Source organism: Methanocella arvoryzae MRE50, assembly GCF_000063445.1.
In the GTDB taxonomy this organism is placed as follows: domain Archaea; phylum Halobacteriota; class Methanocellia; order Methanocellales; family Methanocellaceae; genus Methanocella_A; species Methanocella_A arvoryzae.
This window is the reverse complement of the sequence record NC_009464.1, coordinates 2,722,543-2,746,516: the sequence shown is the minus strand read 5'-3', so window position 1 is coordinate 2,746,516 and position 23,974 is coordinate 2,722,543. Positions and strand designations below refer to the sequence as shown.

Sequence of the window (23,974 nt, the reverse complement as noted above, 5' to 3'; positions counted from 1 at the left end):
ATAGGACCATTACTTAATCATATTCTTTTATTTAATAGTTAGTGGTGTCCGAAAGAATGCTGTCTGCCCAAAATACAGGCATACGTCGGCCGGTTCGCATCGCCGGCTGCCAGACATGCAGGGGAGGTAATGCTGCAGGACGAGACGATAAATTTTTATCATGCCACGAACATTTACCCGAACATGGACGTCGAGTGGGATAAAGATCCCATGCCTTGCCCGGCCCCCGAAGATGACTGGAAAGAGATGTCGCCGGAGATGAGCATGCTCACGGCCAGCCCGAGCTTCCTTTTGCTTGAGGTTATCCACACCTGGCAGAAGCGGATTAAGGAAAGGCTCGCCGGCTTCGACCTCACCAGCACTCAGCTGACCATGCTGGCCAGCCTGATGATGATAACCAAAAACGGCAAGCTGGTCACCCAGGCGGACCTTGCGGCCTTCCTGAGCGCGGATAAGATGATGGTTTCCGAGGTGCTGCGCACTCTGGAAAAGAAGGGCTATATCGACAGGCAGGACCACCCGGTCGACAGGAGAGCGAAATCCCTCGTGATCACTGACAAGGGAAGAGAAACTATAGACGTCGCCTTGAAAGAGGCCATCAAGTTCGATCAGGAGTTCTTCGCCGCTGTCGGCGAGGACATGGATACTTTTATCAAAATATTGAACAGGCTACGTTAAATTAATCGAAAGGGCAAATAAGCTATCTTTTTACAACAGGTAACTGAAAAATGAAAGGATATATTGCGATGGCACCGTATTTAAACTTACCTGTCGAAGTCCCAAAGTATTTATAGTAAGCAAAGGTATAAGTTGCGCTTAGTAAGCCCACTTACTAAATATGAACAGCCTTTGATGAAAGGGTATCCGGCTTATCCGGCTGCCTGTCACAACCGCAACGAGAGAAGGTGTTAATATATTCAAGAAACTCGGTGAACTAATCGCCAGCAAACCGCTGGTGGTCATCGGAGTATGGGTACTCATTCTGATACTCATGGCGCCGCTGGCGCTGAACCTCTCTGACACACTGAAGTACGACGCGACGAACTTCATGCCGAAGGACACGGACTCGTCCAGAGCCCAGGATATTTACGACGCCCAGTTCCCGGCCCCGGTAACTACGCAACTGATCGTAGTCGTCGAGTCAGATAACCGGACTGCGGCCTCCGACTTCATCAGGAGGCTCAACTCTACTGTCGTTAACGACAGCGCGATCCAGAACCTGTCAAGCACCACTTCCCTCTGCGGCATGCAGCGGGCGATGCTGGTCAGCATGACACCCGACCTTCACGAAGGGCTGCACGCCGGATACGAAAATATTTCGAAGGCGAACTTCGAGATGTATAATGCCACCGATATGCTGCTCAACACCAGCAAGGGCATGTACGACCTGAAAGAGGCTGCCCTGCAGATCAACGACCAGATCCACCGTGGCCAGCGGCAGATGCTCTCGATGAGCAGCCAGCTTTACGCTGGCAGAGATAAGCTCGTCTCTGGTCACGATGGTATGTACCAGATCAAAGCTGCCCCCGACATGATCTATGGACTGCCTCACGGATTCGTCGGCGCATACCAGCAGGCTTCCCAGGACCCGGCTTTAAACGATTCACAGAGAAGCCAGGCAGCCTACAGCGCGGTAAGCGGTAGTGCCAGCGGCCCGGCCTCCGGGTACCTGTCCGCATTTTACGGTGCCTGGAACAGCCCCGGCATCAATTCCATCGCCAACCCTGACGAGAGGGCTAAAGCAGCCATTCAGGCAGCGTTCCCCCAGGTTCTGGCAGGTATAACTGATCCGGTCCAGAGTGCCATGTTTCAGGCAGCCTACGCCGGCATGAGCTACGACTCTTACAGCCCGGCCACAGTCAAGTCTTTCTGCGTCAACACTGCCATGGCGCAGGGGAACCTGGAGGACAGCTACAAGCCACAGCTCGAGGCAGTATACGACCTCGGCCCAAACCCCTCTGCAGATGCCTACGATAACATGGTGCTGGCTGGAGCCCGCTCGATGCCGGGCGTCACCGACGATCAGTTCCAGGCAGTCAAAGACATCTATTACATGGGCAGGAACCCCAGCCCTGACCGGATAGCCGACTATCTGGTACAGAAGGCCAAGGAGAGCACGGACGACCCGGATGCCAGGCAGCTCATCCAGGAAGCCTGGGACCTGGGCAACCCGACCGAAGAAGAGGCTAACAACTACGTCCTGCGGAAGATCACCAGGGACATGAACGAGTCTGAGACCGCCACAGTGAAAGAGATCTTTGGCTGGGGCCCGAAGCCGAACAATTCCACTGTCGCCGACTACGTGCTGAGACAGGCGATGGCTGGCAAGAACGCCTCCGAGAACCAGACTATCATGGAGGTCTACAACCTCGGCCGCAACGCCTCAAACGATAGCATCAAGGCTTACGTCGTGGGGAAGATCGTCGACAGCATGAACACGACAGGCGGGGACAACTCTTACTTCTTTGCCCTGCTGGACCTCGACAGGAACCTTTCTGATTCCGAGCTGGAAGCCTTCGCGGGCAACTGGGCGGACACCCACGACTACAACAGCCCCAGGATTTTCCCGGACCAGATCACGAAAAGCCTGACCGCGGGTAACGTGACGCTTTTCCTGGTGGCCCTGGACGCTGACAGCGCGGTGGACACCGACATTATCAACGCCGACATCGCACAGCTCAGGAAGCATATCATCGACCTGAAAGCCGGGGGAGAATTCTCCTCGGTCAACGCCTACGTGACCGGCTCGGGAGCCATGACTACAGATACGGAGAAGGCCTCGATGAGCGACATCAGCAACATCGACAAGTTCACCATACTGGTCGTGCTGATCCTCCTGCTGCTGTACTTCAGGTCGGTCCTGACCCCGTTCGTGCCTCTGGCAGCCATCGGCGTGGCCATCGTGAGCACCATGGGCGCGCTGACGATCATCAGCTACTATATGGATCTTTACTACATCATCCAGACCCTGATCGTCGTGATCATGATGGGCGCAGGCATCGATTACTGCGTCTTCATGCTCTCGAGGTACGTCGAAGAGCGGCGCGAGGGCAGAGATAAGAAGACTGCCGTTGTCACCATGGTTGAGCACGCCGGCAAGAGCATCACCTCCAGCGGCCTGACAGCGGCGCTGGGCTTCGGCGCGCTGGTCTTCAGCGGCCAGGGCATGTTTACCTCAATCGGCGCCGGCATATCCATCGGCCTGATCGTCTCGATGATCACCGCTCTAACACTGATCCCGGCGGTACTGATGCTGGTAGGCGATCGCCTGTTCTGGCCCAACAAGATCTTCAACGTGAAGTCGGGCCAGACCCTGACGGGCTTATGGGACAGGCTCACCAGTAACGTGATGAAGCGCTCAAAGGTCATCGTGGCCCTCGCAGTGCTGCTGGCAGTGCCGGCGATCTTCTTCGCCGCCCAGCTCAGCACGGGCATGGACATGGTCTCGATGCTGCCGGACAACGTGGAAAGCAAGACAGGCTACGACGTGCTGGAAGAGTCCATGGGCAGCAGCCTGATGGGCAGGGTCATGATCACGGCCACCCTGCCGGTGAACCTGACCGACGACTCGGGCAACCAGTCAGTGGCCGCAATGGACAGGATAGAGAACATCTCCGCCATGATCAGCGGCATCCACGGCGTGGATAAAGTCTACTCCATGACCCGCCCCGACGGCGAGACCATCACGTACGCTAACCTGTCCGGCTACTCGATGGTTGAGAAGGCGTACTACGAGCAATATATGGACAACGCGACCGGCTTAGACGGCCGCACCACGGTAATCTATGCCTCGTTCAACGGCTCCCCGTACTCCAATGACGCATTCCACGCCATCGATGAGATGCGGGCCATGTTCAAGGATAACAGCACCGGAGCCCTCGAAGGCACGGAGTTCCACGTGGGAGGCTCCCCGGCCATGACGAGAGACGTAGAGGCTGCCAACATCAACGGCTTCATGGTTGTCCTGCCCATCGTCATCGTGGGCATCCTGCTCATCCTGATCGTGCTGCTGCGGTCGGTATTCCTCCCGCTCCGCATTCTGCTCACGCTATCCCTGAGCATCTGCATTACCCTCGCAGCCTACGTAATAGTCTACCAGATAGGGCAGGGGGCGACGATGATCTTCATGCTCCCCATGATGCTGTTCTGTGCCCTCATGGGCATGGGCGTAGACTACGACATCTTCCTCGTGACGAGGATCCTGGAAGAAAAGCAGAAAGGCAGGAGCGACAGGGAAGCGATCAAAAAAGCGATCTCCTCGACCGGGCTGATCATCCTGATCTGCGCCTTCATCATGGCTGGAGCGTTCGGCACCCTCATGCTGTCCAGCATGCAGATGATGCAGCAGATAGGCTTCGCCCTAAGTTCCGGCGTGCTCATCGACGCCACGCTGATGCTCATGATCGTGGTACCCGCGATCATGATCATCATGGGCAAGTGGAACTGGTGGTGGCCCTTCGGGGGCCAGAGGTCTGAGGACCGTGAAGAGCCGGCGAAGCCGGGTGAGGATAAAGTAGCAGAACCTGCAAAGCTGGTGGTGCCCGAGAAAACAAAGAAAGAGTAAAGCCCAAGCAAAACAACAGTGCTGGGGAGTTTGCCCCAGCTTTACTTTTTTACTTCAAATCGCCCTGTATCGTGATGATCTTCTCTCTGACCTCAATCTTCTTCTCCGATCTTTCCAGCGCCTTGTCCACGACGCTGCGCACGCCGCTGCAGCAGGGGACTTCCATGCGGGCGACCGTGATGGACTTAATCGTGTGTCTCTTGAAGATTTCCGCCAGCTTAGTGACATAGCCTTCGAGGTCCGAGTCCAGCTTCGGGCAAAAGATAATGACGATCTTGTCCCGGAGGAGCTCGGTATGGAAGCCTGCGTAGGCGAAGGGAACGCAGTCTGCCGAGATCAGCAGGTCGGCATTGTCGAAATATGGAGCTGCGGGGTTCAGGAGCTTAAGCTGTACCGGCCACTGCCGGAGCTCGGACTCGGCCTTTTCTGTCGATTTTTGACCGGAAGCAGGGCGGTTTCGGGTAATGCTCTTCATCATCGATCCCGGGCAGCCGGCGTGGGGTGCGTGAGGTATACCGCCCGTAGCAGGCGCGTGAGGTAAGCCGCCGGCCTGCGCCATGCCGGGCACGCTGATCTTGTGCTCGTTCAGGTATTCGATCGCCTGGTTGTAGAAATCGGTCTGCCCGTGGTGGGCGAGGTGTTCCAGGTGAGCCTTGATGACGGACGGGCCCTGCCGGACGATGTTCTCCATGACCTTCTTTTCGTCATAAGGAGCGGCTTCCCGCTCGACCACACATATAGCGCCTTCAGGACACGTGCCGATACACGCGCCCAGGCCGTCGCAGAATAAATCACTGATTAGCCGGGCCTTACCGTCGATGATCTGGATAGCTCCCTCCGGGCAGTCGGGGACGCACTGCCCGCATCCTGTGCACTTATCTTCGTCGATTTCTATAATCTTCCGCTTCATAAAAACGCTCAATTAAGTTCGTATGCATGCGAACTTATAAAGTTTCTGGTGGCCGGAGGCATCATGCCCATCTGCTCCATCATTCCCCCTATCGCTGAGGGAATCTTGTCCATCACGTAGACAATGCCATCATTAGTCTCGATGGCCTTGAGGAGTGTGGCGTCGTCCAACATAATCTTCCCTTCTGCCCTGCTGACTTTCAGCGGCATCCCGTTCAGAGTGGTGAGCATCCTGCCATCCGTTAACTCGTCAGGCGTAACCATCCGGTTAACCAGGTGACCGTTGACAAATTCACGGGCTACCCGTTTATCGTTCAGCTTTTCCCTCATCGCATTTTTCATGTCCGGGCTCGTGGCGTTCAGGGCCGTATCCGAGGCGACGAACAGCGTGTATTTACCTCCGGGCATCATCATGCCTTCCAGCCCTGCCGTTTTCATCGCTGTCGAAGCGATGCTGAGGTCTTTAGTCTCCATCATTGCCGGGAGCATATCTTTGTCAGATCGCTCTACAGGCACCATAGCGCTGGCTTTCGTATTACCTGATATCCCCTGCGTCTGCGCCTGCGCCGGGGCTACAAGGGCCAGTAAGAGCGAAGAAAAAATCAAGACACACAGGACTGTTCTCAGTTTATCCATTCATACCACCGATCTATCAGGGATGCATGGCGAATTGATAGATTTAACAAATTTTTCTCACGGGCGGCCTGAACGATCCGGATAGCTCTACGAAAACCTGCCCGGCCCTCGAATTGAAAGTTGGACCTGTATCGGTCGGGAATACTACAAGGCACTCGCCTTATGAAAAATGTGGTATTCAGGTAGAGGCTATGAAAAATTGAAAGTTGGCCCTGTGTGAGTCGAAAATACCGCCAGGCACGCCAAGGAGCCAAGCTCGCCAAGAGCTCATTTTTCATGGAACGCTAAGGAGCCAAGATGGCTGTCTCATAATTCGTTTTCGTTATACAATAAGGAACTAATTATCCTTATTAGAGAAACAGTACGATCTTATCCCACTAGTTCGCCCGCCAGGACGCCTGCACTTGCAGGCGTCCGATGCGGGCGATGTGATGACGATCGCTGCGCTGTGCCTGGACACAGATTGTACAGATTAGACAGATTAGACAGATGGTCGTCGAATCAGTCGGATAGTGGCGATCATTACCTGTTTTATCTTTTGTGTTCATCTGTGCAATCTGTACAATCTGTTAAATCTGTGTCCCAGCACAGCGCAGCGATCGTCTTGCTGTCTCACCGAACCCGGACAATCAGAGAATGCAAGCGCTACTTCATGCATATGATCTACATGAAAATGTTGAAGAGGAGTTAAATAGCTGGAGGTAGTGGCCCCGTCCGTATTTGACCCCTATTTTATCATAATATCCTTAACGCTAATCGCCGGGTGATGGTACCTTGCGATATCAGCAGATTTCCCGCCGATCTCTACAGCTCTGGCCGGACACCAGTGGAAGCAGGCCAGACAGTGTATACAGTTCGGGCCCCAGGTGACCTTCCTGTCAGTCAATGTCACGTTGTTGACCGGGCACACTTTGACGCAGGTGCCACAGGCGTTGCACTTGTCAGTGGTATGATACCGCCGGGGCAGCCGGTAGATTATTGCTGCAAAAGTGCTTGAAAGGCTACCGAGGGCACGCCACTTTAAAGCGTTCTCCTTTGAGACAACCTGTTCCTTCTTCATCAACGCTTCGACGATCTTAGCGAGCTCCCGATCTGCCGCTTTCAGCACACCTTCCCGCTTCTCGACAGGGGTGACGAGGTTGATCCCGATATAGGCATTATCCGGCATAACCAGGCTTCGCCATGTTGACGAGCTTGCAGTCGCCGAGCTTTTGAGCTACAGTCCTCGCTACATAGAGCGAGTTCCCGGTGCCCGTAAAATAATAGATCGTTGCTGCCATACTTTAGCCCCTCTTTTCCAGCCGGTCGCACTTCTGCATCACGTTCCCGAACAGGAGATCGATGTTCGCCTTGTACCGGACCATTGCCTCCCGATCGAACGTGTAGTAGATGCGGTTGCCATCCTTTTCAGATTTCACAATTCCGGCGTGCTTCAAAGTGCTCAGATGCCTGGAAACTGCCGGCTGGGAGATCCCCAGCTGCTCCGCCAGCTCAGTAACGCATATCCGCTCCTTTCCGTCCGAAGCCAGGAGGTAGATCAGGTACATCCGGTTAGCGTCGCCGAGGGCTTTGAAAACTTCCGCCATCCGTTTCGACAGCTCGCACGTAGAATCGCAGTCCATAGTATAACAATATAGCTATATGCGCATATTGTTATGTACTTTCCGGTTGAGGGTCGTAACGCCGGATGCCAATAGAAGCTCACACTGAATATCCGCTGTTCATCAAGGCCCCTTGTCTGCGTGGTGCATCTGTTCAGGCCGGTACTAGAAGCCTACATTATGCCCCATTTCCAATAATAGCCCATTTTAAATTACCTTTTTGTAATTCACGCACTATAATTCTATTATTTCGACAAAATATTTTTTAATATAGCCTGTTTAAATGGTCAGTATACTCAACCGTACGTAAAATAACCCTGTGAGCCGGTGTGGGGGTACCGGACAAACAATTTGAAGCGAGTTCGGCAATCGGGTAAAAGCCCGGCTGCACAGGGCATGATCATGGGTGATCTGTTATGGAAAATGAAACAGTGCTGGCTAAGACGAACGTAGACTTTATGTTTCCCCCGAAACCCGAAGGGCCGTTCGACGAGAGAGCATGGGTGAAAAATGGCCTGCTAACCATAACTAACCTGAATTTCAAGCTCAGCACGGCTACTGCGACGCAGGCCATCCCGCTGAAAGGCCTGGAAGACGTGGACATGAGGATGGCGGGAGAGAGGCACATCCTGGTCATGACACGCTACGACGAGGGCAAGTTCAAGTCATACGCTCTCTCTGCATCCCCACATGCTCTGGAGACGCTGCGGAAATTTCTCATCCAGTTCATCTCCGACGCGTTCAAGACGAGCATCTATTATATTTCCCCCGCCTCCCGGGGAGGCGTAGTCCTGACTAACGTAGCCTGGGATAAAGGACTGCTGCTGGCTACCCAGAAGTCGATCTGGTTCATATCCAAAGACAAGCAGGTCCGCGTCGGGCTGGACAGCATCACCAAGATCAAGCGCGAGGCGAGGAAGATGGGCGGGAAGGACCGCTACGTGCTTTCCATCGACTACTTCGAGAAGAACGAGTCGCTCAGCAGCATCGTACTGTGCCCTGACAATACCATGGATCTGCTGGAGAGGTATCTCACCGACCTGATGGAGAAGTACAACAGCCTGGGAGAAGATCAGAAGCTGACTGACATCGAAGGCCAGGTGGCGACGCTGATCTACAGCGGAGTGGATTCGAACACCATCCAGTCGATGCTGAACATCGACAACAAGACCATGGATCAATATTACGACAATCTCCTGAAGCTCGGCATGGCGAATGTCGTCCGGGTCAGAAGAGAGCTCGAGCTGACTCCCAAGGGGGTCAAGTTTGTCACAGACATGATGAGCAACTTTACCACTGAGAAAAAATAGGAGGATAAGACTTGGCAAAGATTATGATTGTCGACGACGCGGCGTTCATGCGAACCCTGCTGAAAAACATCCTGTTCCCGAAGGGCTACGAGATCGCCGGCGAGGCCGAAAACGGCGCGGTTGCCGTCGACAAGTACAAGGAACTGAAGCCGGACCTCGTGACCATGGACATCGTGATGCCCAACGTGAACGGGATCGAGGCGCTCAAGCAGATCAGGGAATTCGATCCTAACGCAAAGGTGATCATGTGTACTGCCGTAGGGCAGGAGAACATGGTCAGGGCAGCGATCATGAGCGGCGCCAAAGGCTATATCGTCAAGCCGTTCCAGGCGCCAAAGGTACTGGAAGAAGTCCAGAAAGTACTCGGCTCCTGAGAAAGCGAGGTTTGCTCTTGATCAGGGTACTGGTAGTCGACGACTCGATCCTCATGCGGACGATCCTGACGGACGTCATTAACGTCCCCGGCGAGATCACCGTCGTAGGAACGGCACGGAACGGCCTGGAAGGCGTCGAGATGGCTAAAAAGCTGTCTCCCGACGTGATCACCATGGACGTCGAGATGCCTAAGATGGACGGCATCACCGCTGTCAGGGCGATCATGAAGGAAAAGCCGACGCCTGTGATCATGCTATCTGCCATGACTCAGCAGGGTGCCAGGGAGACTATGTCAGCCCTCTCGGCAGGAGCGTTCGACTTCGTACCCAAGCCCTCAGGGTCGATCTCTCTGGACATAGACAAAGTCAGGGAGCCTCTTCTTGAGAAGATCCGGGCAGCCTGCAGGGTGGACAGAGATAAGCTGCGGTGCCTTACAGGCGATCTGCCCGAGAAAGCAAAGCCCATGAAGGCGAACGCCGTCAAAGCCAGGAAGCTGGTCGTGATAGGCTCGTCGACAGGCGGCCCGGGAGCGCTGGAAAGAGTGCTGACCCGGCTACCTGGCGACCTGAAGGCAGGCATTCTGGTGGTCCAGCACATGCCGGCAGGCTTCACCAGATCGCTGGCAGACAGGCTGAACCGAATCTCCGAGATCGACATCAAGGAAGCCGAGGAAGGGGACGCCATCCTCGAAGGGAGAGCGCTGATCGCTCCCGGCAATTATCACATGCTCATCAGAAAAGGCCTGAGCCATCTGATCACCCTGAACCAGGAGCCCCCGGTGCACGCAGTCAGGCCGGCGGCCGACGTCACCATGAAATCGGCTACAAAGGCGTTCGGCGACCAGATCGTGGGAGTCATCCTCACCGGCATGGGCAGCGACGGGGCGTTCGGGCTGAAGGATATCAAGGACCACGGAGGCCGCACGATCGCCTGCGATCAGAAGACCTCCGTGATTTTCGGCATGCCCAGGGCGGCGATAGAGCTGGGATGCGTGGACAGGGTCGCGCCGCTGGGCGACATTGCGAACGAAATAGTCGATATGGTAAAGGGGTACTAAAAAATGGATATGTCTGCATACAGGGATATGTTTGTAAGCGAGGCAAGGGAGCACCTGCAGAACCTGAACAGTTCGCTGCTGGCGCTTGAGAAGTGCCCCACCGACGCTGACGTGATCCAGGAGATCTTTCGATCGGCCCATACGCTCAAAGGCATGTCGGCATCAATGGGCTTTAAGGAGATGGAGACGCTCTGCCACAGGACCGAGAACCTATTCGACAGGATCCGGAACGGGCAGCTGGTCGCCGATACCAGAGTCGTGACGGTTCTCTTCAAATCGCTGGACACGCTGGAGGCGATGGTCGACGCCATCGAGGCCGGAGAGTCGGGCAGCCTCGACGTTGCAGCCCTCGTGAAAGAGATCGAGAGCATGGACGTGAACAGCGCCTGCTCCGGTCCTCAGCCGCAAGTGCAAGCCCACGAAGCGCAGCCGTCGGGCGCCGCTCACGCTGCCGCAGATACGCCGGAGGTACAGTCCATGGCAATCCCGGCAGGCGCCGCTGCGGGCTCTAAAGAGTTCGAGGTCGTCGTGACTGTAGAGAAGTCCTGCGAGTTCAAGGGTATCCGGGCCTTCCTGGTCATCCAGCAGCTCTCTGAGATCGGCAAGGTGGCCAGCACGGTGCCGGATATCAAGGACATCGAAGACGAGAGGTTCGGGCAGGAGTTCACGGTCCTGCTGCAGTCGGACAGGACTGCCGGGGAAATTGAGAAGAAAGCCAGGAATGTGGCAGAGATTGGCGCCGCAAAGGTCACCGAGATAGTGAGGAAGGAAGCTGCGGGAGGGCCGGCGAGGCCTGCGGGCAAAGAAGGGACTAAAGTGATCCACAGTGTCCGCATCGACATAGACAGGCTGGACATTATCATGAACCTGGTCGGCGAGCTGGTGATCAGCAGAGGCCGGCTGTTCGAGATTTGCGGCAAGCAGGGTATCCATGAGCTGAACGAGACCCTCGGCATGGTCGACCGGTCGATTACGGATTTGCAGAACGAAGTCATGCGCATCCGCATGCTTCCGGTAGACCACGTTTTCAACAGGTTCCCCAGGATAGTCCGGGACATCAGCAAGAAAGAAGGCAAAGAGATCGAGTTCACCATCGAAGGCCAGGACACAGAGCTTGACAGGACAGTGCTGGACGAGATCAGCGACCCGCTGAACCACCTGATCCGCAACGCCGTGGACCACGGCATCGAAAAGCCCGAAGACCGGATCGCCCAGGGCAAGCCGGCTACTGGCCAGATCCAGCTGATCGCCCGCAGGGAGAGAAGCAACGTCATCATCGAGATCATCGACGACGGCAAAGGCATCGATGTGGACCGGGTGAAAAGGAAGGCGATTGATAAAGGCCTGATCACTCAGGCTCAGGCAGATGCCATGAGCGAGGAAGAAGGAGTCATGCTCATCTTCAAGCCCGGCCTCTCTACCGCCGACAGGGTCACGGAAGTCTCCGGCCGGGGCGTGGGCATGGACATTGTGAAGACCAAGATCGAGAGCCTCGGCGGCACAGTGAAGATCGAAACCCATCTGGGCAAGGGTACGAAAACAATCCTGAAGCTCCCCCCGACTATCGCCATTGTCCAGGCGCTGCTGGTCAACGTGGGCGCGGAAAAGTACGCCATATCCATCACCAACGTAGTGGAAACCGAATACGTGAAAGACAAGGACATCAAGACCATCAACGGTAACGAGGTCATCGTAATCAGAGACACAATCCTGCCGCTATACAGGCTCTACAAGTTCTTCGACGTAGAAGTGGACTCTTCACTGAAACGGCATACGGCTGTCGTCGTAGAGAAAGGTGAGGAAAAAGTTGCGCTGCTGGTAGACTCAATCGAGAGCCAGCAGGAGATCTTCGTCAAGCCGCTCGGCGGGCTGCTGCAGAACGTCAAAGGCCTGGAAGGCGTCACGATCATGGGCAACGGCAGAGTCGTCCCCATCCTCGATGTGGCGACCATCACAGAGGTGAAAAAATGAACGACATGACACAACTGAGCGAGTTCCAGATGGACTCCCTGAAAGAGCTGGGCAACATCGGCTCCGCGCATGCGGCTACATCGCTTTCGATAATGATCGGTCACGACATCGACATGAGGGTGCCAGAGATAGAGATCGCCCCGCTGGAGTCTATCGGCTCATTGATTAACCCCGACGAAAAAGTAATAGGCATTTACTTCCAGCTAATCGACGGGGACTCTAACAGCGACGGCCACATCTACCTGCTCTTCCCGGAGGAGAGCGCATACTCGATCTCGGACATGCTCATGTGCCTGGAAAAAGGCACGACCAGGGAGATTACGGACCTCGAGAAGTCTGCCCTGATGGAGGTGGGTAACGTACTTATATCCTCCTTCGGAGACGCTTCGGCAGAGCTTCTGGGCATCACCATGCTGCCCTCGACCCCGACGTACAGGCACGATATGGCGAGAAGCCTGATCAACGAAATAGTAGCCGATCTCGGCAAGACCACAAAAAACGCGATCCTCTTCAAGACGGCGCTGACAAATGAAACCAACAACGTAAACGGCTACCTGCTCCTGCTGCCGGAGCCGCAGACACTCGAAAATATGTTGACGCTGCTCGGGGCCAAGGTTAATGGCGGTTGAAGAGATCAAAGTAGGCATGGGGGACATAGCGGTTGCCAGAAACGCTGGCATCCTGACCATCATCGGCCTCGGATCGTGCGTGGGAGTAGCCCTCTACTACCCGAAGGGCCGCATCGGGGGACTGGCCCATATCATGCTGCCGGACAGCAGTCGCTCCAGGCCGGGCACAGTGATGGAAAAATACGCCGACGTCGGCCTGCCTACCATGGTGGATCGCATGAAAAAGCTTGGGGCTGACCCGATCGGGATGACCGCCAGGCTGGTCGGCGGCGCCAGCATGTTCAAGGGGCCGGCAGGCAACGGAACGGGAGTTTTCAACATCGGCGAGAGCAACGTCGCCGCCTGCAGGAACTGCCTGAAGGCGCAAAAGATCAGGATTGCCGGTGAAGAAGTCCTGGGCAACAAAGGCCGTACCATGAGATTCGATCTTGCGACCGGCAAGATCGTCGTCAGGTACGTGGATGGCGTTACGCTCGAACTATAGAGCATCCTTTTCTAATACTTGCTTTCACCGGATTAATTTTATAAAGTAATTTGGTACCACCCCAAACTTTTATATCCATAGAGCAGAGTATACCTAAACCATGAAAGACATCGACGGGTACGAGCTGAGCCCAAAAAAGAACGAGCTGCTCAAGTACCTGCTGGAACGGGACGGAGTGGCGAAGACCACAGACATCGCAGGGGACTTCAGCGTCGACCCGTCCACGATCACCAAGATGATCGGTGAGCTGTCGGTCACCGGGCTGATCGAGCACGTCCCATACAGGGGCGTCACGCTGACAGATACGGGCAGGGAGTATGCAGGTTTTCTGATACGGCGGCACCGCATTCTGGGGCTGATGCTGTCCCACTACGGGCTCACCCACGAAGAGGCGTGCGCCGAGGCCTCCAGATTCGAGAGCTACGTAAGCAAAGAGACGATCGACCGGATCTGCGCTTCGCTGGGCCACCCGACAATGGGCCTCTGCGGGCGGATCAAGCACGACACGTGCTGCTGCTGCCCGAATGACGACATGTAGGTGAGAGCCATGCCCAGCAATACTTCCGGGCACATTCCAGACCTTGACCTGATCACGTATTACAGCGAGAACAACCGCACTTTCTTCGGGAGGATGAGCCCGTGGACTAAAGCGCTGATGCTGGTCGTTATCGTGCTCTTCATCACGCTGATCAAAAGCATGGCTCTGCTGGCAGCGCTATATGTTGCCGTATTGCTGGTCTACGCCGTTGCAGGACTGCCACTGAGGCGCCTGTTCGCATGGTATACACTGCCCCTAATCTTCGTGCTATCGCTGGTCCTGCTTATGATGTGGAACGTGCCGGGGAATACCCTGTTTTCCATCGGCGTTGCAGGCTACAGCGTGACGCTGACAGATAACGGGCTGCTACTCGTAGCCCGGCTCACGATTAAAGCGCTAATCTCCGTGACCTTCTCGCTGTTCTTCCTGATGACGACGAAGTACAATTATTTCTCGACGATGATCTACCGGATCTTTCCCGCCCCTGTCGACCAGATCTTCCTGATGTCCTACCGCTTTATCTTCATCACGCTGAAGATGGTGGACGCGATGATCAAGGCACTGCGATCGAGGGGCAGCGGCCTGATATCAGGAGTGGCAAAGCAGGGAAGGCTGTTTGCCGAAGTTTTCGCCCTCGTGTTCATCCGCTCATACGACAGGGCCGACCGAATCAACAAGGCCATGGAAAGCCGCGGCTATAGCGGCAAGTACATCGCCGTGACCAGACTGCCGCCCATGAAGCTGGCCGACTACGGGTTCGTGCTGCTTTCCGTGGCGGTAACCGCCTGCCTCGCCTGGAGGGGGTTGTAGATGACGTTACACAGATTCACCAATCAACATGAAGCCTGCCCTGAAGGACAGGAGCTGATCCACGTAGACTGCGTGAGCCACACCTACCCGGACGGCAGCGTAGGCATCCACCAGATGTGCTTCCGCGTCCACCCCGGTGAGATCGTCGGCCTCTGCGGGGCGAACGGCTCCGGAAAGTCGACGCTGATCGAGCACCTGAACGGGCTGCTGGAGCCCTCGGAAGGCAGAATAGCCGTGCTCGGGGCGGATATGAAGGGCAGGCGAAAGGACATCTGGAAGAACGTGGGCATCGTCTTCCAGAGGTCTGACGATCAGCTGTTCGCGCCGACCGTTCTGGACGACGTCATGTTCGGCCCGATCAACATGGGCCTGAGCATCGCAGACGCAAAGAAGGCCGCAGAAGAAGCGCTGGAGACAGTAGGAGCCGCACACCTGGCCCAGAAGATGCCGAACTACCTCTCGGGAGGCCAGAAACGCCTGGTCTGCATTGCGGGCGTCCTGGCCATGAAGCCCAAAGTGATCGCCATGGACGAGCCGACGTCGGACCTCGATCCCCAGCATGCCGAGATAGTCGAGCAGATCATCCGGGACCTGCGGAACAGGCATGGCATAAGCGTGGTTATCGCGACGCACGACATGGATATGGCCGCAAGGCTGTGCGATCGCATCTGCGTCGTCAAAGGCGGCTCCATCATCGCAGACGGGACGCCGGCAGACGTGTTCTACGACGGGCAGATACTCGCGGAATCAGGCCTGAAGAAGCCCCGGGTAGCCGAGACATACGAGGCCATATGCAGGGTCACCGGTACATCGCCCTGCAACAGGCCGATTACGCCGGAGGATCTTGCACTGTGTGTGGAAGAGATGCTGAAGGAGAGGCTGAAAACAAATTTGGGGGATACCCAAAATAGCAGTAAAGACTTCGCAAGCGGAGGGATCTAATGGCACACATTCACTTAGAAGACGGCTCATTCTACTTACAGTGGGTCATCATATGGACGATCATAGCGCTCGTCATCATCGGCATCTGCATATTCTGGCTGCGCAACGTGAGAAAGATGGACAGCAGGCTGATGACACTCGCTGCACTATGTACCGCTGCGGCCTTTGCAGTCTTCCAGATCGAGATACCGGTCTTCGGCGGAGTCCACCTGAGCCTGACCCCGCTGATCGGCATCCTGGCAGGCCCCGCGGTCGGCGGCGTCATCGTCCTCATCGTGAACGTTTTCTCGGCGGCAATCGGGCACGAAGGCTGGGGCATCATCGGGGCTAACGCCATCGTCAACATGGCCGAAATAGTCGGAGCCTTCCTTATCTACACCTGGCTCACCCGGAGCATGAAGATGAGAGCGCTTTACTCGGCTGGCATCGCCACCTTTCTGGGGCTGTTCCTCGGCAATGCGGTCATGATCGGCATCATCCTGGTCTCGGGCATTCAGGGCAAAGACGTGGTACTCGCCGAGCTCTCCCTCGTCGCTGCCGCCAACATAGCCATGGCAGTCATAGAGGCGTTCGTCACCGCGTACATCGTCGCCTACATCCAGAAAGTGAGGCCCGATATGCTGGGGGTTACGAGAGTAGCAGAGAGGAGATGAATCACTGCTGTTACTATGTATGGCTACTTATGAGAACCTGGAAGGATGGGAGGTTCGAGAGGTATCCGGAGGTCCGGGAGGATCTTCATTGTGGGAGCTCATGGAGGAGAGGGAGGTCTGAGAGGAGGTCGGGGAGTGTGGAAAGGCCTGAGAGGATAGGCTACATGCATGCTGCCATGGCATCTGCAGATTAACTTTTTGTGACAGAAGGCTTAAAAAACATCGACTATAGATCAATTATCTAAAGAATACTGTTTAATCTAAAGAATACTGTGTACTTCAAGCTTGATACGGTCGTGACTCGATGGAACAGATAAGACCACGAAAGGAAAGGAGGATACCGCCTGCAGAGAAGAAAGAGCCACTGCTGAACAGGCTGAGATCGCTGGTAGACAGAAACAGGAAACCACGTGGGGCGGATAAGAGAAGCCCCCTGGAGGGCAGGAAGAAAAAGCCGCCTGCAGATGTGAGAAGAATTGCCATATTAGCCCTCGGCATCGTCTTACTGGCCCTGATCGTGGTCGTCGCTGCCACTGCCGGATATGACGCATTGAGAGGTAAGGTCATAGCTACCCCAACCCCAATACCCACGGCCACTCCTGAGCCTACGCCGGAAGCTACGCCAGAGCCGACGGCCACTCCGGAACCGACTCAGGTGATCACACCCACTCCGGGGCCCGTGATTAGTAACGATGGCCCGTTTAGCATGCACGCATCCCTGAACAAGGCCGACGGCAAGTGCCTGATCACCCTGCAGCTGCTGAAACACTCTGAGCCCGTCGATATCAGCAAAGTGACGATAGACATGCAGTGTGAGGGCAGCGTCTTCAGGGATGTCTGGACGCCGAAGCCGGTTGACTGGTGCAATGCGGATAACGACACGATGCTCGAGAAGGAAGAGATCATCGCCACCATCATCGATACGTCTGCCGAAAGCATACCGCAGGGGAAGCCTCTGACGATCACGGTGTTTAAGGAAGGAGAGAAACTGCAGGAGGTCACGGTGTTGCCATCGTGACCTTCGGGACCTTTTTTTCACAGTATCTTCCCGGATAGAAAAAATTATACCAGGTGAAGACAGCCTCCGGATAAGGTACACCGCTTACTATTATCACAGAGCGTCAGGGCCATATCTGATTATGATAGAACCTTCATATACCATCCTGTCTTTCAGCTGTATAGGCAGGTATGAAACGTGAAAACCAGTGTCTCGCTAAAAGCAATATTGCTGGCCGGGCTGCTTTGTCTCCTGGCAATTGCATCAGATACGGCATGCGTATACGCTCAATCATTCAGTAATAACAGCTCAGAGCAAAGCACCGGCACGATCACCTTCGGCTTGCAGTACGGCAGGCACGAATATCTGGCTGATGCTAACGTGGCACTATACAGAATGCTGGGGTACAATGTATCCACTGGCCATGATGACCTGGAGCTCGTAAACATACCGGGGAATCCCCTGAACGCCTCGAATGTAGTTTTCTGTGGGGATAGCTTATACAGGTTTTACGGCGTGCCCTACGGCGATTACGAGATCGTCGCAACGAGGGAAGATAAAACGTGGCAGGCGTTCACGTCATCAACCCCAGATTCAGCCGACTGTGTCTTATCAGTGATGGTCGATAATCCGGGCAATAAGGTTCCCGGTACTGTTAACCTGGACCGCAACACGATCTACGGCTGGACTACAGATATATATGGCAGTAATATTGGTAACGCTACAGTCACCCTGTTCAGGCAGAATGGCCGTTATGGCACACCCGTGCTTGCCACAGAGATAGAAAATAACCCGGTTATGTCTGGCACAGGAGACTATCGTGGCTTCTATTCTTTCGGGAACGTATCTCCGGGCTGGTATAAGCTTACCGCAGTCAAGGACAGTCAGATCGTAGAGTGGGTGCTGGACTTCAGGGCTGACGAAGAAAACGGCAGAAGAGTATACACGACATTACCTTATGGCATGACCTGGTTAGAAAGAGCAGTCGAAGAATTGCCAGGTGTCTCGAATCTCTCCAGTGATGCACCGTATGCCGTAAGCCAGAATTCCTCAAGCCCTGAAGACCTGTGGACCACATCCCTGAACGATACTATCCGGAGCATCACACAGGATGGAAAGGGAGGGCTGTTTGCTTTCGGCCAGCGTACGGTCTATAGTCTGGATGAGGCAGGTAAACAGCGATGGAGCTATGAGATACCGTCTCAGTGGCGCCTCAACAGGCCCTGTTGGAGGAATCTATATGATATGAATGAGCCCCCCTACGGGCCAAACCTGATGAAAATGGGCTCCCGGCCGATCTACGACGTAAAGGATGGTTACCTGTACGTATACCTCACTCCAAACGCTTCGTACCCGACGCTGGACAACGACTACCAGGGTGCCGGAAGTGTGGATATGGCAGCCCTAAGCTGGGTAGTCATGGCGATATCGCCCGAGGGAAAGGTGCTATGGACGCTGCCTTTACCGACGGGTATCGAGTTTGCAGATACAACTACCATCAGAGCCCTGGGAGACCGGGTTTATGTCTTCCACGACTACACAGAAATCGTAGCAGATAAAAATGGCAAGGTGCTGTTTACAATTCCAGACATTTCCGATCCTGCTGCAGTCGATGAGGCTGGTAACTTATATGTCACTCCCGCGACCCCGAGAGATATGCGATCAAGCACAAGAAGATATACTGACTCGGCTTTCGACTATGGGATACTTGATTACAGGGTCCCGTCCCGGATCGTCGAAGCATATTCCAATGACGGTACCCGCAGCTGGAGTATAGACATCGGTACTGAGATCATCAGGCAGTACATCGCAGAAGAAGTCCGGCAGCAGTACGGCTCGCTTCCGCTATACCAGCAGGATACGTTGTATGTGCCGGTCAGAGACGGAGTCCTCGCATATTCCACGAACGGCAGCCTGAAGTGGTCTGCGCGTATGGGTGAAGCTTACAAGCTCTTCATGCATATGCCGATCGACTCCGAAAACAACGTCTACCTGGCGTACGACGAAGGCAGTTCCAGCCTGGGAGACACCTGGCTGCACGTCCTCAACGACGAAGGTAATGTCATAGCAGACTCGAGAGTGTACTCAGAGATCATCGACTCGAGGACTAGCCCTGCAGCACGGGATGGTATCATATACTATGTGATTACCAGGAACCTGGACTGGGAAGTGCCAGTCGAGAACATGCCTTACGCTATCGTAGCAGCATATGACATCTACAACGACACGATCCTCTGGGCTCACACGATCAACCCCGGGGTTGAGCACGAGATAGTGATCGATGCTGACAACGTCGGTGAAATCACCGATTTCATCGATCCGGATGAATACCCTGATGTTCTGCTCGGCACCAATCTGACCAGGGGTGTGTCCCCGGGCACAGCCAACAGGGTCGTGTTCACCGAAGTTCGCCCGAGCGGCGACGTGATATACGTCAGCTTCAGGGCATTAAAATACGAATACCCAGTGATCCTCGGCACTTCCAGGGCAGCCTATGCCAGCGATATCTACGCCTTGAGCCTGAACGGGACGCCGGTATACAGGACGAAGACCTCATCGCTCATCACTGCCATGGCAGTAAATAACAGCACGGTCTTCTTCAGCACCGGTGGAGGAAACATATCCGCTGTGGCAGCAGGTATCGTAGCAGGACTGACACTGCTGGCGACTATCGCGATAGTCGCCAAGTTCCTCCTGTTCGGCACAGTGTCCAGAGGGAGGGCAAGACTGGACAGCAACGAGAATCGTAATCGTGTAGTAGCATTTGTCAAAGAGCACCCGGGCAGCACGCTGTACGAGATCTCCAGGAGTACGAATATGAACATGGGCACCGTCAGATATCACGCCTTCATCCTGAGCATCAACCACAAAATCACTACGTTTAGTGATGGAAAGTTCGTCCGGTATTTTCCTAACTCTAATACTTATAGCAAAGAGGATCAGCAGATCATATCGCTCATGCGCAGAGTTGCCACCGGCAGAATCATCAATGCTCTGCTGGATGCCCCCGGCATCAGCAACGCCGATCTCTGCGAGCGGCTCGGACAGCCGGAAAGCGCCATCAGCAAGCTGCTAAAAGTACTTACGCTGAAGGGAATAGCGGTTCGGGAAAATACGCCTGATGGCAGGCAGATCTATTACTTGAGCGATGCTGCTGTTGAAAAAGCTGCGAGATTTTTCCGCTATATAGGTGATATCGACGGAACAACCCCCGGATCTTCCGGCCGCTTCTAAACCACAGTAGCTTATAAGCTACTGTGATTCTGGTCTGTTCGCAAGAGGTAGAATAGAGTCCCGGACATTTACCAGCTCGCCGATCGTCCTTATCTCATCTTCGAAGGTCTCGGGCTCCTTCAGGCCGTGGCCTGTGACAAGGGCTACCACCCGGGCATCTTTCTCGATGACCTCTGCCTGATAAGCCTTGATCAGGCCTGCCATACTCAGGGCGCCAGACAGCTCTGCGAAGATACCCTCTTTTTTCCCGAGCAGGTCCCGGGCTCTGGCTCCCTCGACGTCTGAGACGGCGGTGGCCCAGCCCTCCGACTCCCTGATCGCTCTCAGCGCCCAGGTGCCGTCCAGCGGATCGCCGCACGCCACCGCATCCATGAGGGTGTGCGGCACGACCGGCGTGATGTCATCCCGCCCCTCCTCGAACGATCTGGCCACAGTGTTACAGCCCCCGGCCTGTACCCCGATGATCTTCGGCAACCTCTGAAGCAGCCCGGTGATCTTCAGCTCTTTCAGGCCTTTCCAGATGCCGTGAACCAGGGTGCCGTTGCCGATAGGGCAGACGATGTAGTCCGGCACGCCGTTCAGCTGATCGATCACTTCCAGGCCTACAGACTTCTCACCTTCGCCACGGTAGGGGTAGTCGCCGGCCAGATACCGCCCTCTTTCTTCATATTCCCGCTTGGCCGTGTGCATGGCCACAGTATAGTCGCCGTCCACTCTGACGATCTCCGCCCCGTGTGCCATCATCTGGAGCAGCTTGATCTTCGCCGTATCATTTGGCACGTAGATCGTGCACCTGATGCCACCCCGGGCACAATAGGCTGCGACGCTGGCGCCCATATTGCCAGTAGAGGCGCAGACGATCTCGTTCTCGCACTCACCGTGGTGGCAGAGGTAGTGGTAGGCCTGGGAGATCTCCACTGTAGAGCCCCGATCTTTGAACGAGCCAGTCGGATTCAGGCTCTCCAGCTTGAAAAAGAGTTCCCCGAAACCAGGCTCCCTGGCAATGTTTCTCGAGCGGACCAGAGGAGTGCCCCCTTCGCCCATGGAGATGATGCTCCAGACGTCAAGATGCGGGTAGAACTCCCGGTACCGCCAGTGGTCGAACGGCCGGGACCGAAGCTGATCCCAGGAAATGCGTCCCCGGATTTCCGAATAATCATAGATCAGCTCTATGCTGTCCCCGCACTCGCATCTGTAGCGTACCTCCTCCCGGGGATAAGTCCGGCCACACCTGGCACACTGGAGATACTTGATCTGCATAGAAGGTAGAAAGAAGTCTGTGATAGAAAGGGTTCGGTGTAGTAATAGCGGCCTTAGCCCTTGTATACACGAGAGAAATAGCCCCGGCGGAGGATCAATCAATCCTCAGCCCCGGGAGGTCTCGATCATAGCCTACAGAGGCTTAAAGAAAGCGGTACCGTTTTCAGGCTTCCTGTACACTCTTTCCATGCCATTGATAGCCTGTAGCAGGTTACGGGAGTCTCCCACGAGGGTCTCGGTCCTGCCAATAACAAGGTAGCCGCCAGGCGATAAGGAGTTGTAGAACTCCATGAGTAGCCTGGCCTTCTGGTCGTCCGAGAAGTAGATCATCACGTTGCGGCACAGGATCAGGTCAAAGAAGGATCCGAATTTGCCACCCTTGATGAGGTTATAGCTCTTGAAGGTCACGTTTCGCCTGACTTCGTCGGTGACCCTGATCCGGCCGTCAGGCGTCTTCGTAGTATATTTTGCCATCAGCACGCGATCAACGTTTTTGAGGGAAATCGGGTCATAATAGCCTTCTCGCGCCTTAGCCATGCAGGCCTCGTCGATGTCGGTGGCGTACAGGCGGATGGAAAAGTTGTCGTAGTCGTTGCCCAGCAGATTGTTGAGGATCATGGACAGGGAATAGACTTCCTCGCCGCAAGCGCAGCCCGCGCTCCAGATGCGAATGTTGCGCCTTCCAGTGCGCTTTTTCTCCGCGATGATGTCAGGCATGACCTGGCCCATGATCACCTTGAAGACTTCCCTGTCCCGGAAGAATTCCGAGACGTTGATCGTAAAGGCGTCCACGACTTTTTCGTACTCGCCCGAGTCCTTCTCCAGGATGCCCAGATAGTCCTTGTAGGTCGCCGCTCCGAAGACCTTCATACGACTGGACAGCCGTCGATAGATGTAGCTGTCCTTGTACTGGCTGAGGTCTATGCCTGTCCGGTCTTTGATCCTCCGGATCAACAGCCGCAGGTCAGGATCGGAGATCTCTTGCATACAGGAGGATTGGCCCGGCAACGTATATAAAGCTATTTTTTAACATGGTGGCACAGTATGCCGATTTTTCAAAAATGAAATTACAGTATGAGTACCATGTGAATGAGACACAGGATCTATACGCTGCACTGTGCTTGACACTTAATTCGTATTCCCATAATATTTGATGCAGATATGGGCTACGCATACTTCAGGCTTGATCTCGTGGATCCCGCAGTAGTACTTGCCCTCTTTCTCGTACATAAAAGGACATTCGGCAGCCGGACTGCCGTCGGGGTTGATCCACAGCCGCCCGCCGGTGACTTCGCCCTTCTCGTCGTAGTCTACGCCCACCCTGCTCAGGATATCCTGCCGGCCATCCAGCGTCCACCGGGCGAGGTCGAGAGGCGTGGCTTCCAGCCTCATGCCGTACTTGAGGCAACAGGAGCCACATTGAGTGCATCCGGGCATGCTATTTACTTGCGGCGCCTGTAGTAAAAACGTATCGGTTTACTTAGAGGGACTTTCTGAGGGATTGACAGGTAATATTGCTTCTGTCGATCAGATGATTACGCCGGGCACTCCCGATCCCCCCTGGCCTCCGCCGGCCCCAGGGATGAACTTCAGCAGGTGGCTGACGGAAAAGCTGATAGCATAGATCAGAGCTTTTGACTGCTTCTCGTTCAGGTTGAAGTTGCGATGGATCTGGTGCTGCGGGGCTGTTGTTGCGCTCTGGTCGACGATGACTTTAAAAGTTTGCTCGACGTCGGCCAGGTCGGCGTAGATCTGCTTTTGCTTATCCATGATCATGGCGTGGAGGCCTTCGTTCTGGCCTTTGCTCACAGCTCTGAGCCCTTCGAGATAGTTCAGGTTTTCCTGTACGATCTCCCGGACCAGGCTGACGTTAGATAGGGCGAAGATAATGTCGATCAGCTCGACAGGGGCCATAGTACTGCCTCTTCCGGCCGCTGCCCCTCCTGATCCCCCGAACGCCCGGCCTCCGAATGGTACGTCGGCACCGCTCATAAGATCACCGAG

At 55.1% G+C, this 23,974-nt stretch carries 24 protein-coding genes; 15 read left to right on the top strand and 9 right to left on the bottom strand.

Annotation, left to right across the window (positions count from 1 at the left end):
- Positions 1-183 precede the first annotated feature (183 nt).
- Complete coding sequence (locus tag RCI_RS13455; RefSeq protein ID WP_158308925.1) at positions 184-678, top strand: MarR family winged helix-turn-helix transcriptional regulator; 495 nt, start codon at positions 184-186, stop codon at positions 676-678.
- A gap of 277 nt (positions 679-955) precedes the next feature.
- Positions 956-4,564, top strand: a complete 3,609-nt coding sequence (locus RCI_RS13450) for an MMPL family transporter (RefSeq protein WP_012037002.1) — start codon at positions 956-958, stop codon at positions 4,562-4,564.
- Positions 4,565-4,613: 49 nt separating this feature from the next.
- Here the strand turns inward: RCI_RS13450 and RCI_RS13445 are convergent, their stop codons facing one another.
- From RCI_RS13445 to RCI_RS13430, 5 genes are all read right to left on the bottom strand, one after another.
- Positions 4,614-5,474: an ATP-binding protein gene (locus RCI_RS13445; protein ID WP_012037001.1), complete on the bottom strand. Its 861-nt coding sequence runs from the start codon at positions 5,472-5,474 to the stop codon at positions 4,614-4,616.
- Positions 5,475-5,482: 8 nt separating this feature from the next.
- The gene (locus RCI_RS13440; RefSeq protein WP_081477353.1) at positions 5,483-6,109 is read right to left on the bottom strand and encodes a fasciclin domain-containing protein; all 627 of its coding nucleotides are present in this window, start codon (positions 6,107-6,109) and stop codon (positions 5,483-5,485) included.
- A 727-nt stretch (positions 6,110-6,836) separates the two neighbouring features.
- Complete coding sequence (locus RCI_RS13435) at positions 6,837-7,277, bottom strand: EFR1 family ferrodoxin (RefSeq protein ID WP_012036998.1); 441 nt, start codon at positions 7,275-7,277, stop codon at positions 6,837-6,839.
- On the bottom strand, positions 7,267-7,389 hold the full coding sequence (locus tag RCI_RS17160; RefSeq protein ID WP_148266639.1) for a flavodoxin family protein: 123 nt from the start codon (positions 7,387-7,389) through the stop codon (positions 7,267-7,269). The genes RCI_RS13435 and RCI_RS17160 overlap by 11 nt, the downstream gene beginning before the upstream one ends.
- A 3-nt stretch (positions 7,390-7,392) precedes the next feature.
- Entirely contained in the window at positions 7,393-7,731 is a 339-nt protein-coding gene (locus RCI_RS13430; protein WP_012036997.1) for an ArsR/SmtB family transcription factor, read from the bottom strand.
- A gap of 395 nt (positions 7,732-8,126) precedes the next feature.
- On the opposite strand from RCI_RS13430, the gene RCI_RS13425 reads away from it, so the two are divergent.
- The 13 genes from RCI_RS13425 (at position 8,127) to RCI_RS13370 (ending at position 20,710) form a co-directional block, all read left to right on the top strand.
- On the top strand, positions 8,127-9,020 hold the full coding sequence (locus RCI_RS13425) for a CheF family chemotaxis protein (protein WP_012036996.1): 894 nt from the start codon (positions 8,127-8,129) through the stop codon (positions 9,018-9,020).
- A gap of 11 nt (positions 9,021-9,031) precedes the next feature.
- Entirely contained in the window at positions 9,032-9,394 is a 363-nt protein-coding gene (locus RCI_RS13420) for a response regulator (RefSeq protein ID WP_012036995.1), read from the top strand.
- Positions 9,395-9,405: 11 nt separating this feature from the next.
- On the top strand, positions 9,406-10,452 hold the full coding sequence (locus RCI_RS13415; RefSeq protein WP_012036994.1) for a protein-glutamate methylesterase/protein-glutamine glutaminase: 1,047 nt from the start codon (positions 9,406-9,408) through the stop codon (positions 10,450-10,452).
- Between the two features lie 3 nt (positions 10,453-10,455).
- Entirely contained in the window at positions 10,456-12,423 is a 1,968-nt protein-coding gene (locus RCI_RS13410; RefSeq protein WP_048198655.1) for a chemotaxis protein CheA, read from the top strand.
- A complete protein-coding gene (locus RCI_RS13405) occupies positions 12,420-13,052 on the top strand; it encodes a chemotaxis protein CheC (protein ID WP_012036992.1) in 633 nt (210 codons plus the stop codon). Before RCI_RS13410 ends, RCI_RS13405 begins: the two co-directional genes overlap by 4 nt.
- Positions 13,042-13,536, top strand: coding sequence for a chemotaxis protein CheD (locus RCI_RS13400; protein WP_048198653.1), 495 nt, complete (start codon positions 13,042-13,044; stop codon positions 13,534-13,536). The genes RCI_RS13405 and RCI_RS13400 overlap by 11 nt, the downstream gene beginning before the upstream one ends.
- 100 nt (positions 13,537-13,636) lie before the next feature.
- Entirely contained in the window at positions 13,637-14,074 is a 438-nt protein-coding gene (locus RCI_RS13395) for a metal-dependent transcriptional regulator (protein WP_012036990.1), read from the top strand.
- A gap of 9 nt (positions 14,075-14,083) precedes the next feature.
- Positions 14,084-14,884 carry a cobalt ECF transporter T component CbiQ gene (gene cbiQ, locus RCI_RS13390; RefSeq protein ID WP_048199374.1) on the top strand — a complete coding sequence of 267 codons (801 nt, stop codon included), beginning with the start codon at positions 14,084-14,086 and terminating at the stop codon, positions 14,882-14,884.
- Complete coding sequence (locus RCI_RS13385; protein ID WP_012036988.1) at positions 14,885-15,826, top strand: energy-coupling factor ABC transporter ATP-binding protein; 942 nt, start codon at positions 14,885-14,887, stop codon at positions 15,824-15,826.
- The gene (locus RCI_RS13380; RefSeq protein ID WP_012036987.1) at positions 15,826-16,479 is read left to right on the top strand and encodes an energy-coupling factor ABC transporter permease; all 654 of its coding nucleotides are present in this window, start codon (positions 15,826-15,828) and stop codon (positions 16,477-16,479) included. Before RCI_RS13385 ends, RCI_RS13380 begins: the two co-directional genes overlap by 1 nt.
- 29 nt (positions 16,480-16,508) lie before the next feature.
- A complete protein-coding gene (locus RCI_RS17100) occupies positions 16,509-16,673 on the top strand; it encodes a hypothetical protein (RefSeq protein WP_158308924.1) in 165 nt (54 codons plus the stop codon).
- A 110-nt stretch (positions 16,674-16,783) separates the two neighbouring features.
- Positions 16,784-17,497, top strand: coding sequence for a hypothetical protein (locus RCI_RS13375; protein WP_012036986.1), 714 nt, complete (start codon positions 16,784-16,786; stop codon positions 17,495-17,497).
- A 177-nt stretch (positions 17,498-17,674) separates the two neighbouring features.
- Complete coding sequence (locus RCI_RS13370) at positions 17,675-20,710, top strand: winged helix-turn-helix transcriptional regulator (protein WP_012036985.1); 3,036 nt, start codon at positions 17,675-17,677, stop codon at positions 20,708-20,710.
- An 18-nt stretch (positions 20,711-20,728) separates the two neighbouring features.
- On the opposite strand, the gene thrC is transcribed toward RCI_RS13370, so the two are convergent.
- The 4 genes from thrC to RCI_RS13350 form a co-directional block, all read right to left on the bottom strand.
- Positions 20,729-21,970, bottom strand: a complete 1,242-nt coding sequence (gene thrC, locus RCI_RS13365) for a threonine synthase (RefSeq protein ID WP_012036984.1) — start codon at positions 21,968-21,970, stop codon at positions 20,729-20,731.
- Positions 21,971-22,102: 132 nt separating this feature from the next.
- Positions 22,103-22,957 carry a CheR family methyltransferase gene (locus RCI_RS13360; RefSeq protein WP_012036983.1) on the bottom strand — a complete coding sequence of 285 codons (855 nt, stop codon included), beginning with the start codon at positions 22,955-22,957 and terminating at the stop codon, positions 22,103-22,105.
- A 141-nt stretch (positions 22,958-23,098) separates the two neighbouring features.
- Complete coding sequence (locus RCI_RS13355) at positions 23,099-23,407, bottom strand: YkgJ family cysteine cluster protein (RefSeq protein WP_012036982.1); 309 nt, start codon at positions 23,405-23,407, stop codon at positions 23,099-23,101.
- A 90-nt stretch (positions 23,408-23,497) separates the two neighbouring features.
- The gene (locus tag RCI_RS13350; RefSeq protein ID WP_148266638.1) at positions 23,498-23,962 is read right to left on the bottom strand and encodes a hypothetical protein; all 465 of its coding nucleotides are present in this window, start codon (positions 23,960-23,962) and stop codon (positions 23,498-23,500) included.
- Positions 23,963-23,974 lie beyond the last annotated feature (12 nt).

Excerpts from the sequence above, each read along its gene's own strand:
- RCI_RS13440 (WP_081477353.1), bottom strand. The coding sequence starts at position 6,109 with ATGGATAAACTGAGAACAGTCCTGTGTGTCTTGATTTTTTCTTCGCTC.
- RCI_RS13425 (WP_012036996.1), top strand. The coding sequence starts at position 8,127 with ATGGAAAATGAAACAGTGCTGGCTAAGACGAACGTAGACTTTATGTTT.
- thrC (WP_012036984.1), bottom strand. The coding sequence starts at position 21,970 with ATGCAGATCAAGTATCTCCAGTGTGCCAGGTGTGGCCGGACTTATCCC.
- RCI_RS13430 (WP_012036997.1), bottom strand. The coding sequence starts at position 7,731 with ATGGACTGCGATTCTACGTGCGAGCTGTCGAAACGGATGGCGGAAGTT.
- RCI_RS13400 (WP_048198653.1), top strand. The coding sequence starts at position 13,042 with ATGGCGGTTGAAGAGATCAAAGTAGGCATGGGGGACATAGCGGTTGCC.
- RCI_RS17100 (WP_158308924.1), top strand. The coding sequence starts at position 16,509 with ATGAGAACCTGGAAGGATGGGAGGTTCGAGAGGTATCCGGAGGTCCGG.
- RCI_RS13410 (WP_048198655.1), top strand. The coding sequence starts at position 10,456 with ATGGATATGTCTGCATACAGGGATATGTTTGTAAGCGAGGCAAGGGAG.
- RCI_RS13455 (WP_158308925.1), top strand. The coding sequence starts at position 184 with ATGGACGTCGAGTGGGATAAAGATCCCATGCCTTGCCCGGCCCCCGAA.
- RCI_RS13395 (WP_012036990.1), top strand. The coding sequence starts at position 13,637 with ATGAAAGACATCGACGGGTACGAGCTGAGCCCAAAAAAGAACGAGCTG.
- RCI_RS13375 (WP_012036986.1), top strand. The coding sequence starts at position 16,784 with ATGGAACAGATAAGACCACGAAAGGAAAGGAGGATACCGCCTGCAGAG.
- cbiQ (WP_048199374.1), top strand. The coding sequence starts at position 14,084 with ATGCCCAGCAATACTTCCGGGCACATTCCAGACCTTGACCTGATCACG.
- RCI_RS13380 (WP_012036987.1), top strand. The coding sequence starts at position 15,826 with ATGGCACACATTCACTTAGAAGACGGCTCATTCTACTTACAGTGGGTC.
- RCI_RS13355 (WP_012036982.1), bottom strand. The coding sequence starts at position 23,407 with ATGCCCGGATGCACTCAATGTGGCTCCTGTTGCCTCAAGTACGGCATG.
- RCI_RS17160 (WP_148266639.1), bottom strand. The coding sequence starts at position 7,389 with ATGGCAGCAACGATCTATTATTTTACGGGCACCGGGAACTCGCTCTAT.
- RCI_RS13445 (WP_012037001.1), bottom strand. The coding sequence starts at position 5,474 with ATGAAGCGGAAGATTATAGAAATCGACGAAGATAAGTGCACAGGATGC.
- RCI_RS13360 (WP_012036983.1), bottom strand. The coding sequence starts at position 22,957 with ATGCAAGAGATCTCCGATCCTGACCTGCGGCTGTTGATCCGGAGGATC.
- RCI_RS13405 (WP_012036992.1), top strand. The coding sequence starts at position 12,420 with ATGAACGACATGACACAACTGAGCGAGTTCCAGATGGACTCCCTGAAA.
- RCI_RS13350 (WP_148266638.1), bottom strand. The coding sequence starts at position 23,962 with ATGAGCGGTGCCGACGTACCATTCGGAGGCCGGGCGTTCGGGGGATCA.
- RCI_RS13435 (WP_012036998.1), bottom strand. The coding sequence starts at position 7,277 with ATGCCGGATAATGCCTATATCGGGATCAACCTCGTCACCCCTGTCGAG.
- RCI_RS13385 (WP_012036988.1), top strand. The coding sequence starts at position 14,885 with ATGACGTTACACAGATTCACCAATCAACATGAAGCCTGCCCTGAAGGA.